General features: G+C 39.4%; 10 protein-coding genes. All 10 read left to right on the top strand.

The features are described from left to right. Positions 1–216: 216 nt before the first annotated feature. Positions 217–1,161 carry a transcriptional regulator LeuO gene (gene leuO, locus EHE21_RS13820; RefSeq protein ID WP_194950953.1) on the top strand — a complete coding sequence of 315 codons (945 nt, stop codon included), beginning with the start codon at positions 217–219 and terminating at the stop codon, positions 1,159–1,161. A 519-nt stretch (positions 1,162–1,680) separates the two neighbouring features. After that, complete coding sequence (locus EHE21_RS13815; RefSeq protein ID WP_194950952.1) at positions 1,681–3,486, top strand: AMP-dependent synthetase/ligase; 1,806 nt, start codon at positions 1,681–1,683, stop codon at positions 3,484–3,486. A 223-nt stretch (positions 3,487–3,709) separates the two neighbouring features. After that, positions 3,710–4,717 (top strand): catabolite repressor/activator, encoded by a 1,008-nt coding sequence (cra, locus tag EHE21_RS13810; protein WP_075670767.1) that lies wholly within the window; start codon positions 3,710–3,712, stop codon positions 4,715–4,717. A gap of 684 nt (positions 4,718–5,401) precedes the next feature. After that, a complete protein-coding gene (gene mraZ, locus EHE21_RS13805) occupies positions 5,402–5,860 on the top strand; it encodes a division/cell wall cluster transcriptional repressor MraZ (protein WP_088494916.1) in 459 nt (152 codons plus the stop codon). Between the two features lie 3 nt (positions 5,861–5,863). Next, on the top strand, positions 5,864–6,811 hold the full coding sequence (gene rsmH, locus EHE21_RS13800; protein ID WP_098942181.1) for a 16S rRNA (cytosine(1402)-N(4))-methyltransferase RsmH: 948 nt from the start codon (positions 5,864–5,866) through the stop codon (positions 6,809–6,811). Then, the gene (gene ftsL, locus EHE21_RS13795) at positions 6,812–7,129 is read left to right on the top strand and encodes a cell division protein FtsL (RefSeq protein ID WP_023581490.1); all 318 of its coding nucleotides are present in this window, start codon (positions 6,812–6,814) and stop codon (positions 7,127–7,129) included. Between the two features lie 11 nt (positions 7,130–7,140). Further along, the gene (ftsI, locus tag EHE21_RS13790) at positions 7,141–8,937 is read left to right on the top strand and encodes a peptidoglycan glycosyltransferase FtsI (protein ID WP_194950951.1); all 1,797 of its coding nucleotides are present in this window, start codon (positions 7,141–7,143) and stop codon (positions 8,935–8,937) included. After that, entirely contained in the window at positions 8,924–10,411 is a 1,488-nt protein-coding gene (gene murE / locus EHE21_RS13785) for a UDP-N-acetylmuramoyl-L-alanyl-D-glutamate--2,6-diaminopimelate ligase (RefSeq protein ID WP_194950950.1), read from the top strand. Before ftsI ends, murE begins: the two co-directional genes overlap by 14 nt. Then, positions 10,408–11,790 (top strand): UDP-N-acetylmuramoyl-tripeptide--D-alanyl-D-alanine ligase, encoded by a 1,383-nt coding sequence (gene murF, locus EHE21_RS13780; protein ID WP_194950949.1) that lies wholly within the window; start codon positions 10,408–10,410, stop codon positions 11,788–11,790. The genes murE and murF overlap by 4 nt, the downstream gene beginning before the upstream one ends. Next, complete coding sequence (gene mraY / locus EHE21_RS13775; protein WP_023581493.1) at positions 11,784–12,866, top strand: phospho-N-acetylmuramoyl-pentapeptide-transferase; 1,083 nt, start codon at positions 11,784–11,786, stop codon at positions 12,864–12,866. Before murF ends, mraY begins: the two co-directional genes overlap by 7 nt.

Below are 12,866 nucleotides of genomic sequence, written 5' to 3'. Positions count from 1 at the left end.
CATTTTCTATACATGTAATTTTAATGTCAAATTTCATCACTTATATGAAATACGTTTTTTTATTGATATGAAACTTATGTGTTTAGTTATATTCATGGATGATGAATAATAAATTTTAATAAATAGTTTAAGTAATAGTTGAAGCCTATCTATTATTAATAATATCTCAGTTAATAATGTTTATTTGGCTATTATGATAACATAGTGGAGTAAGAAATGACGGATTACACATCAGCAACAGTTACCAGCAGAGAATCAACAGATATTCATTTACGTAATGTTGATCTTAATTTATTAACGGTATTTGATGCTGTTATGCAAATGCAAAATGTTACCCGTGCTGCACAAGTATTGGGCATGTCACAACCCGCAGTAAGTAACGCTGTATCTCGCCTTAAGGTTATGTTTAATGATGAATTATTTGTTCGTTATGGACGAGGTATTCAACCTACGTTAAGAGCTAAACAACTTTTTGGTCCGGTGAGACAAGCCTTACAATTGGTTCATAACGAGCTTCCAGGAGCAGGATTTGAACCAGAACAAAGTGAGCGCATATTTAATTTATCTATTTGTAGCCCTCTAGATATAAAATTAGCACCAAAAATAGTTGAACAAATTAAAAATGAAACACCCAATATTAGCGTTAATATTAAATCTTATTTAAATAGCAATATAGAGCACCAACTAAAATACCAAGAAGCTGAGTTCTTTATTAGTTATAAAGAATTTGAAAAGGCTGAATTTCATTCGCAACCACTATTTAATGATGAAGTTGTTTTGGTCGTTTCTAATAAACATCCTCGTATTAAAGAGAATGTAACCCAAGAGATGTTATTAAATGAGCAACATTCCATTGTTTCTTTAGATGATATTGGTTCATTTAGTGCGCCGTATTATAAAAATACTCAATTGGAAGATTTAATCACTTATCAAGGAACCGATTTAAATAGTGTATTAAATATTGTTTCTAGAACTTATTTGGTTGCCATTGCACCGAAATGGTTAGTTGAGAGTTATTCTGAACAATTAGATATTAAAGCCGTGCCGTTACCTTGGGAAAAAACAGAGCGTCCATGTTACCTGATTTGGCATGAGTCAACAGCGCGTGATAAAGGCCACTTATGGATGAAAAATTTATTAAGTGAAGTTTGTCAAAACTAGAGTGTTTTCGCTCATAATTAGTATTTAATACTAATTATGCAGAAATAGTGGCAGATAACGTTAGTTACTCAGCTAATGACCAAGATGGCGTTTATGCAGTTAGATAAACTAAATTGGATTGCTGTCACTATTTTTGCCCTTTCTTTGTAATAATGACTCTTATTCGTATTATTACTATGTTAAACCTATTTTTTGCAATAATATCGCCCTCATTCTATTGTCATTGATTAAGTTATAACAATTACTTATTGTTATTTATCAGCTTTTCTTTTTAGCTTTCCATAAAAAATAAGACCATCATATTTAATTTTCTCACTGTGATGAGATAGCCTTTTCTGACAAAACTTTTCATAACTCACAATTTTACAAATTTATGTAAAATTGAATTCCTTTATTTTGGCGGATCACTTAGACTTTTATTCGAGTCAGCGAACAGGTGTAAGCTGAAATTGTAAGAGAGATATTTTCTCCATTTCGGTTTCATAACACGGTCGCTTTTCCATAAATAGCAGGAAAATTATGATAACTAATAATAATCTTCATGATTATCATATAATTAGAAGATTGCAGATGCGGTTTTTGCACAGCGGGAATAAAATTGCTTATCGTCAGTGGGATGCTAAGCGAAATATCGAAATGTCATGGGAGTTGGTTGAAAAGAAAACACACGCGCTCTCAAATGCATTGTTAGAAATGGGTGTGAATGTTCAAGAGAACATAGGGATCTTTTCTCAAAATACCATTGACTGGTCTTTGGCTGATATTGCTTCTTTGCAACTACGTGCCGTAACCGTTCCTCTTTATGCAACAAGTAGTGTTGAACAAGCCGCTTATATTTTAAATGATGCGAATATTCGCATTCTTTTTGTTGGCGACCAAAAGCAATACGATATTGTTTCTGAATTATTAGCGTTATGTCCTCAGCTTGAACATATTATTGTGTTTAACTCCGATGTTGTGTTAAACGAAAATACACCTTCATGCTATCTGGAAGATTTAATTAACCAGACACAATTTCAGCATGACGAAGTATTAAAACAACGTATTAATGAATGCAGTTTAGATGATCTGTTTACTCTGATTTATACATCAGGAACTACAGGTGAACCTAAAGGCGTTATGCTTGATTATACAAGTCTGGCATCGCAGCTTTATCTTCATGATGAGCGTCTCTCATTATCTGATAAAGATGTTTCGCTCTGTTTTTTACCTCTTTCTCACGTTTTTGAACGCGCGTGGAGCTTCTATGTGATGCACACTGGCGCGGTTAACGTGTATTTAACGGACACTCATGCTGTTAAAGAGGCAATGAGTGCAGTTAAACCGACGGTGATGTGTGCTGTTCCTCGCTTTTATGAAAAAGTGTATAGCGCTATTCAAGAGAAAGTGTCTCAAGCTTCTGTGTTTCGTCAATTTATCTTTAAATGGGCGATAAAGCAGGGTGAAAAACAGCGTGAAGCACAACTGAATCAGCGTCAGCAAGGGTTTATTTCCCGCTTATGTTATCGCTTTGCAGATAAAAAAGTCTTAAATCCATTGCGTCAAATTTTAGGTGGACGTGTTCGCTTTTTACCCGCGGCAGGTGCTCGTTTAGATGATGCAGTGATCCGTTTCTTCTTGGCTGCCGGTATTAATATCAAATACGGCTATGGTATGACAGAAACCTGTGCCACAGTTTCATGCTGGGAAGAGAATAAATATAAGTTAGGCTCTATTGGTACACCATTGCCGGGTGTTGAAGTGCGTATTGGTGCAGAAAACGAAATCCAAGTACGTGGCAGCATTGTCATGAAAGGGTATTTCAATAAGCCTGAAGATACGGCAGCTGCCTTTACAGAAGATGGTTGGTTACGTACTGGAGATGCAGGCGCACTTGATAGTGATGGCATGTTGTTTATCACGGAACGTTTGAAGGATTTAATGAAAACGTCGAATGGTAAATATATTGCACCACAAATGATCGAAGGAACATTAGGGCAAGACCGTTTTATTGAGCATATTGCGGTAATTGCTGATACACGTAAATTTGTTTCTGCACTTATCGTGCCTTGTTTTGATGCATTAGAAGAACATGCGCGTGCATTAAATTTAAAATATCAAGATCGTATGGAATTATTACGCCATACCAAAATTAAAGAGCTATTTGATGAACGTTTACGTGAAATGCAAAAAAACTTTGCAAGTTTTCATCAAGTTAAGCGCTTTACTCTTCTTGCTGAAGGCTTTTCAATGGAGTCGGGTGAATTAACGCCAACATTGAAACTTCGCCGTAAAATTATTTCTGAACGTTATCGAAACGAAATCGAATTAATGTATCAAGATTAATTTTAATTGATGAAAAAGCACCTAAAGGGTGCTTTTTTCTTTTGAAATTACTTATTGATAGATAACGATGATTGAAATAATTGATAAAAGACATAAACGGAAACGTTGACGCATACGGTTTTATCAGTAAATTGTGTTAAAATGCAAACTCAGATCAGCATGATGACTGAAATTCATAGCAATATGTAACAAATAACACATTTAATAATTAAAAGAGGCTAATGTGAAACTGGATGAAATCGCCCGCTTGGCTGGTGTTTCACGAACAACAGCAAGTTATGTCATTAATGGTAAAGCGAAACAGTACCGTGTAAGTGACAAGACTGTTGAAAAAGTGATGGCGGTGGTCAGAGAGCATAATTACCACCCGAACGCTGTTGCCGCGGGATTACGTGCTGGTCGTACGCGTTCTATTGGTTTGGTTATTCCTGATTTGGAAAATACCAGTTATACCAGGATCGCAAATTACCTTGAACGACAAGCGCGTCAACGCGGTTATCAATTACTGATTGCCTGTTCAGAAGACCAACCAGACAACGAAATTCGTTGTGTTGAGCACTTACTGCAACGCCAAGTTGATGCCATTATTGTTTCAACAGCATTGCCACCAGAGCATCCTTTCTATCAACGTTGGGCAAATCGCTCATTACCGATTATTGCATTAGACCGAGCATTAGAAAGTGAGCATTTTATCAGTGTTGTTGGCGATGACTTAGAAGATGCCAAAATGTTGGCAACAGAACTAAAAGCATTCCCTTCGCAATCTGTACTCTATTTAGGCGCACTTCCTGAACTCTCTGTGAGTTTTTTACGTGAACAAGGTTTCCGTAATGTATGGAAAGATGATCCTAGAGAGGTTACCTACCTATATGCAAATAGCTATGAACGAGAAGCTGCTGCGGCTGCTTTTTCTGAATGGTTAAATAACAATCCAATGCCTGATGCATTATTCACGACTTCTTTTGCTTTATTACAAGGGGTTATGGATGTGACATTACAACGTAGTGGTCGTTTACCAACGCAATTGGTTATTGCGACTTTTGGTGATCATGAGTTATTGGATTTCCTTGAGTGTCCTGTTTTATCTGTCGCTCAACGCCATCGTGATATTGCAGAGCGTGTGTTAGAACTGGTTCTTGCAAGTCTTGAAGAAGAACAAAAACCACAAGCGGGTATTACACGTATTCGTCGTGATTTATGCCGTCGAGGCAGTTTGGGACGTGCACGTTAATTGATGTCACTCTGTTGGTAATTATCTGCATTTATACTCATCCCTGTTTTATTAAACTAAAACGGGGATGTTTTATTTGATTTAAGAATGTCGAATAGCTTAGAGAATATTAAAATTGAGATTAATCTTAAGCCTTTTTTTACTATTTCTCTCATTTTACTAAGTTAATAGATTAAATTTTGACATATCCATAAGTGATATTGCTTAAATTTAATAAGTAATTAATTTTATTTTGGGAAACTTAAGAAAAAAATAAATAACTATCTTCATGATATTGAATTATTTTTTTTCGTCTTGCTATTTTTATTTATATAAAAGCAACCCCGAATTATTATGTTGGCTAAAGGTAAATGAACTGCAATAAATTAGTTTTTTATAATAAAAATCATGATTTACTGATTATGATTTCTTTATCTGTTTTTCCTCCTTGTAATCGCTATAAATAATTACTTTTCGTGATTAAAAATAGAATTGGAAAAATAATCTCTATTAATCATGGTGTTAATATTTCTCTTTTCCTTTTTGTCGATAATTTAAACATTTCGGTGTGCCTATCAAATTACTGTAAATATAAATAAAGCTTCCTATATCTGGCTTGACAACGTTTTCATACCATCCGTAAACTCTATTTGTGGGGATTTGTGGGATAATGTGGTGTAAATTACAAAGCTGAGGGTAATGAGGATGTTTCGTGGAGCAACACTCGTTAATCTTGACAGCAAAGGGCGAATAACAGTTCCTTCCCGTTATCGAACAACGCTGAGTGAGATTTCTGAAGGTCAAATGGTTTGTACCATTGATCTCAATCAGCCATGTTTATTGCTTTATACCCTTCCAGAATGGGAAAAGATTGAGTTAAAATTAGCGGCTTTGTCCTCCATGAACCCTGCGGAACGTCGAGTTCAACGTTTATTATTAGGTCACGCCAGCGAATGCCAAATGGATAGCGCAGGGCGTCTTTTGTTAGCTAGCACGCTAAGACAGCATGCGGGGCTAACAAAAGAGGTCATGTTAGTCGGTCAATTCAATAAATTTGAGTTGTGGGATGAGCAGGTCTGGTACAAACAGATCGAAACAGACATTGTAGCCGAGCAAACCTCACAGGAACCGTTATCGACACGACTATTGGATTTATCACTTTAAATAATGACAACGAATAATTTTAGCCATACCAGTGTATTACTGGATGAAGCAGTGAATGGCCTGAATATAAAACCTTCAGGTATCTATATCGACGGAACATTTGGTCGCGGAGGTCACTCTCGTCTAATTTTATCGCAATTGGGCGAACAAGGTCGCTTGATAGCGATAGACAGAGATCCGCAAGCCATCGCAGTTGCGAATGAAATTGATGATGCTCGATTTTCTATTGTTCATGGGCCTTTTTCAAATATTGAACAGTATGTTAATGAGCTCGATTTAGCTGGAAAAATTGACGGCGTATTACTGGATTTAGGTGTTTCTTCTCCTCAACTTGATGATCCTGAACGTGGTTTCTCGTTTATGCGTGATGGGCCTCTTGATATGCGTATGGACCCAACATCAGGGCAATCAGCTGCACAATGGCTGATGACAGCAGAAGAAGACGACATTACATGGGTATTGAAAACATTTGGTGAAGAACGCTTTGCTAAACGTATTGCTCGCGCCATTGTTGCTCGTAACAAAACAGAAGAGCCTTTGACTCGAACCAAACAATTGGCTGATTTAATTAGCGATGCAAGCCCAGTTAAAGAGCGTCATAAGCACCCAGCAACACGTAGTTTTCAGGCAATTCGCATCTATATCAATAGCGAGTTAGATGAAATTGAAAAAGCACTAAAAGGTGCCGTTTCTGTTTTAGCACCAGAAGGGCGTTTATCGGTAATTAGTTTCCATTCGTTGGAAGACCGATTAGTGAAGCGTTTTATTCGAGATGAGAGCAAAGGGCCTGTTGTTCCTGCTGGTATTCCTCTCACAGAAGCGCAGATAAAAGAGTTAGGAAGTGCTCGCTTATCGAGTATTCATAAGATGAAACCGACAGGCGTGGAAGTTGAAGAAAATCCACGGGCACGAAGCTCTGTATTGCGTGTAGCACAACGTATTGAGGAATAAATGTCTACTGAACGACACTCACTACCGGGAGTTATAGGGCAGGATTTACTGCGTCATGGCAAATTACCTGTGTGTTTATTGATTGCTGTGATTATTTCTGCGGTGTATGTCGTGACGACAGCACATAAGACACGTTTATTGACAGCAGAGAAAGAGCGTTTAGTGCTGGAAAAAAACGTATTGGAGATCGAATGGCGCAATCTCATTCTTGAAGAAAATGCATTGGCAGACCATAGCCGAGTAGAACGTTTTTCAAGTGATAGTTTGGGAATGATCCATGTTGACCCAACAAAAGAGAACATCGTGGTTACTAAATAATTAAGGCAAGTATGAAATTTTCACGTTCGGCAAAAGCGAAAGCAAAGACAAAGTCAAATGCCAAACTACGCAAGCCTGAAGAAAAAACAGGATTTGTGAGTTGGCGTTTTGCGTTGCTTTGCGGTGGTATTGGTATCGCTTTAGCCGCGCTATTAATCCGTGTTGCCTATTTACAGATTATTAATCCCGATCCCCTTATTCGTGAAGGGGATATGCGTTCTCTACGTGTGCAAAAAGTACCGACAGCAAGAGGCATGATCAGCGACAGAATGGGCAGACCTCTTGCCGTTAGCGTGCCAGTTTATGCTATTTGGGCTGATCCTAAAGTTGTATTAGATGCTAATCCTGATATGACGGACTCGCGTTGGTTAGCGCTTGCTGATGCACTGAAAATACCAGTGAATCAAATTGAGCAAAAAATTGTTGCAACGCCTTCCGCTCGTTTTATCTATTTGGCTCGCCAAGTGAATCCTGAAATTAGTGATTACATTAGTAAATTAAAAATCACTGGGATTAATATGCGTCAAGAATCAAAACGCTATTATCCGTCAGGTGAAGTAACTGCTCACATCATCGGTGTAACAAATATTGATGGTGATGGCATTGAAGGTGTTGAAAAAAGCTTTAACCAGTGGCTCACCGGTGCTCCCGGTGAGCGCGTTGTTCGTAAAGATGGTTTTAACCGTGTTATTGAAAATATCGCTCAAACAGATAGCCAAGCTGCTCATAACCTGATGTTAAGTATCGATGAGCGTTTACAATCTGTGGTTTATCGCGAATTAACCAATGCGGTTATTAAGAATAAAGCAGAGTCAGGAACCGCGGTTTTAGTTGATGTAAATACGGGTGAAGTGCTGGCGATGGCAAATAGCCCATCGTACAACCCAAATAATTTAACGGGTACACCTAAAGACGCGATGCGTAATCGTGCTATCACCGATATTTTTGAACCGGGTTCTACCGTGAAACCGATGGTTGTGATGAGTGCACTTCACAATCATATCATTAAAGAAAATAGTGTTATTAATACTGTTCCTTATCGTATTAGTGGGCATCAGATAAAAGATGTGGCGTTATATCATGAGCTTTCGATAACAGGAATATTACAGAAATCGAGTAACGTTGGTGTTTCAAGACTGGCGTTAGCGATGCCTGCATCTGAACTTGTGGATGTTTATTCACGATTTGGATTCGGGAAGCCAACTAACTTGGGGCTAGTTGGCGAAAGTAGTGGCATATTTCCAATAAAAAAACAGAGGTGGTCCGATCTTGAAAGGGCCACCTTCTCATTCGGATATGGGCTAATGGTAACGCCGTTGCAGTTAGCGCGTGTCTACGCAACGATTGGTAGTTTTGGTATTTATCGTCCTCTCTCTATTACGAAAGTTGACCCTCCTGTACCGGGAACACGAGTCTTCCCAGAGCCTGTGATGAAAACGGTCGTACACATGATGGAAAGCGTTGCATTACCCGGTGGTGGTGGTGTGAGTGCTGCAATCAAGGGTTATCGTGTTGCGATTAAAACAGGGACAGCGAAAAAAGTAGGACCTGACGGAAAATATATCAATCAATATATCTCTTATGCGGCGGGTGTTGCACCTGCAAGTCGTCCTCGCTTTGCGTTAGTTGTGATAATCAATGAACCTAAAGCAGGTAAGTACTATGGGGGCGCAGTATCCGCACCGGTGTTTGGCACAATCATGGGCGCAGTTTTACGCACAATGAACGTAGAACCTGATGCATTGACGCCAGACGATAAAAGTGAATTTGTAATTAAAAAAGAAGAGGATACAAGTGGCCGATCCTAACTTAAGTGACCTATTAGGGGCACTCGGGATACAAGCACCGTCATTGATGCTCAAAGACATGACACTCGACAGCCGAAAAGCGGCGAGCGGTGATCTTTTTATCGCCATTAAAGGTCATGAAACTGATGGTAGACGCTATATTCCTCAAGCAATTGCTCAAGGTGTTTCTGCGGTATTAGCGGAAGCGCAAGATGTTGCAACGCATGGCGAAATCCGTGAAAGTCACGGTATTCCAGTTATTTACATTGATAATCTTAATGCGGAATTGTCAAAATTAGCTGGGTATTTTTATCATCAACCTGCGGAAAAACTGAAACTAATTGGTGTTACTGGGACTAACGGAAAAACGACAACAACACAATTGTTAGCACAGTGGGCACAAGGTTTAGGTGAAACCAGTGCTGTGATGGGAACAGTAGGTAACGGGCTTTTAGGTCATGTTGTTCCTGCGATGAACACCACAGGATCTGCGGTTGATATTCAATTAGAATTACAGCAATTATTAAATCAAGGTGCGACATTGGCGGCTATGGAAGTTTCTTCTCATGGTTTAGTTCAAGGTCGTGTCAGTGCATTGCCTTTTGTGGCGAGTGTATTTACGAATTTAAGCCGTGATCACCTTGATTATCATGGTGATATGGCAAATTACGAAGAAGCAAAATGGTTACTGTTTTCCACGCATCAAAGTGGTGAGAAAATCATCAATGCGGATGATGCCGTTGGTCTAAAATGGCTATCTCGTTTACCTGACGCTGTTGCAGTAACAATGGAAAATAAATTGCCACAAAATTGGCAAGGTCGCTTTGTTAAAACAACTCGTATTAATTATCACGACGCAGGCGCAACGATTCACTTTAGTTCTAGCTGGGGTGATGGTGAAATTGAAAGCCCACTTATGGGTGCTTTTAATGTCAGTAACCTTTTGTGTGCTTTAGCGACATTATTGGCATTAGGATACCCGTTAAATGCCGTTATTAATGCTTCATCGGCACTCACACCTGTTTGTGGTCGCATGGAAGTATTTAGCGCAGATAATCGTCCTACGGTTATCGTCGATTATGCTCATACCCCTGATGCTTTAGAGAAAGCGCTTCAAGCAGCTCGTTTACACTGCACAGGTAAACTGTGGTGTGTATTTGGTTGTGGCGGAGATAGAGATAAAGGTAAGCGCCCACTAATGGGAGCGGTCGCAGAAGAGCTGGCTGATAAAGTTGTTATCACTGATGACAACCCTCGTAGTGAAGAGCCTCAAGCGATTATCCAAGATATTCTTTCAGGTTTAATGGAGCCGGGTCGTGCGATTGCTATTGAAGGTCGAGCAGAAGCAGTCACTAACGTGATTATGCAAGCAGATGCCAATGATATGATTTTAGTCGCTGGTAAAGGGCATGAAGATTATCAGTTAGTTGGTTCACGTCGCCTTGATTATTCAGATAGATTAACCGTTGCTCGGTTATTGGGGGTGATAGCATGATCCCTCTATCTTTAGAAAATATTGCACAAGTTACTAAAGGCACATTGAGCCATATTGCTAAAGGCTCAGCGGATCAATTCATCATCAAATCGATTTCAACAGATAGCCGTAAAATTGATGAAGATTGTCTGTTTATTGCATTAGCGGGTGAGCGTTTTGATGCTCATGATTTTATTGCTGATGTAAAAGAAAAGGGCGCTGTTGCAGTTCTAGTTAATCGTGAGATTGATGTTGATTGTCCGCAAATTATTGTGAAAGATACTCATCTCGCAATGGGTGAAATTGCGGCACATATTCGTTCATTAAGTCACGCCAAAATTGTGGCACTGACGGGCTCTTCCGGAAAAACTTCCGTTAAAGAGATGACCGCTTCTATTTTGCGTCACTGTGGCGAAACACTGTATACACATGGCAATTTAAATAACGATATTGGCGTACCTTTAACGCTGTTTCGTTTAACACCTGAACACCGTTTTGCAGTTATCGAATTAGGTGCAAACCATATCGGTGAAATCGCCTATACCGTAAATATGGTAAAACCAGATGCTGCATTGGTAAACAACCTCTTTTCTGCACACATTGAAGGTTTCGGCTCACTGGAAGGTATTGCTCAAGCTAAAGGCGAAATCTTTACACACTTAAAAGAGCAAGGTACAGCCATTATTAATCTTGATAGTAATGACTTACCTCTGTGGCAACATCATTTAAATGCGCGCCAAACACAATGGTCGTTCTCTTTATCCGCACAACGCAACGCAGATTTTTATCCTACTGATATTGCCGTTAAGCAATTCATCACAAATTTCACCTTACACACACCTGAAGGTTGTGTTGAAGTTACTCTTCCATTACCGGGTCGCCATAATATTGCGAATGCTTTAGCGGCAAGTGCACTTGCGCTATCTGCTGGAGCGACGCTTGAAGATATTCGCCTTGGCTTATCGACATTAAAAGCGGTACCGGGAAGACTGTATCCTGTTGAGTTAACTTCAGGAAAAATGGTGTTAGATGACACTTACAATGCGAATGATGGCTCGATGATTGCGGGCTTACAAGTGCTCTCTCAATTACCGGGATATAAAATTTTTGTCGCTGGGGATATGGCTGAATTAGGTAAAGATTCAGAAAAATGTCACCGCGATGTTGGTCGTTTTGCTCACAGTGCTGGTATTGATAGTGTCTTTACTGTTGGGCATCACAGCCATTTTATTAGTGATGAAAATCAAGGTGGTCAGCATTTTGCATTTAAAGCCGACTTACTTGCTCAATTAATTCCATTATTACAGCAGCATGATGTTGTTTCAGTTTTAGTAAAAGGTTCACGAAGCTCCGCGATGGAAGATATCGTGAACGCATTAAAGGAGTGCTTTGAATGTTAGTTTGGCTAGCCGAATATTTGGTTAAATACCATACATTTTTTAATGTGTTTTCTTATCTGACATTCAGGGCGATTGTTGGTTTATTGACGGCATTAATTATTGCTTTGTGGATGGGGCCTCATCTCATCGCATGGTTACAAAAAATGCAGATTGGACAAGTGGTTCGTAGTGAAGGACCTGAGTCGCACTTTAGTAAACGTGGTACACCAACAATGGGCGGGATTATGATCCTGTTTTCTATCTCCATCTCTACACTGTTATGGGCAAGATTAGATAACCCTTACGTTTGGTGTGTATTGCTGGTTTTAATTGGTTACGGCGTGATTGGATTTGTTGATGATTATCGCAAAGTTGTTCGTAAAGATACCAAAGGCTTAATCGCACGTTGGAAATATTTCTGGCAATCCGTATTAGCACTGGTTGTGGCATTTAGCATGTATGCCATTGGTAAAGATACGCCAGCAACACAGCTAGTCGTTCCATTCTTTAAAGATGTCATGCCTCAATTAGGCATGCTTTATATTTTACTGGCTTATTTCGTCATTGTGGGAACAAGTAACGCCGTTAACTTAACGGATGGTTTGGATGGCTTAGCCATTATGCCAACTGTTTTTGTTGCTGCCGGTTTTGCATTAGTTGCATGGGCGACTGGTAACGTTAATTTTGCAAGCTACTTAAAAATTCCTTACTTGATGCATGCAGGTGAATTGGTGATTGTCTGTACCGCTATCGTTGGTGCAGGCTTAGGTTTCCTTTGGTTTAATACTTACCCAGCTCAAGTATTTATGGGTGATGTAGGCTCTCTTGCATTAGGTGGCGCATTAGGAACGATTGCGGTGTTATTACGCCAAGAATTCTTATTAGTCATTATGGGCGGTGTATTTGTTGTTGAAACACTCTCCGTTATTTTACAAGTCGGCTCATTTAAGTTGCGTGGTCAACGTATCTTCCGTATGGCTCCAATTCATCACCATTATGAATTAAAAGGCTGGCCTGAACCTCGTGTTATTGTCCGCTTCTGGATCATCTCACTGATGTTAGTGCTTATTGGTCTGGCGACATTAAAGGTACGTTAA

The sequence above is a fragment of the Proteus sp. GOKU genome (assembly GCF_015475555.1).
In the GTDB taxonomy this organism is placed as follows: domain Bacteria; phylum Pseudomonadota; class Gammaproteobacteria; order Enterobacterales; family Enterobacteriaceae; genus Proteus; species Proteus mirabilis_B.
This window is presented reverse-complemented; position numbering and strand designations above follow the sequence as displayed.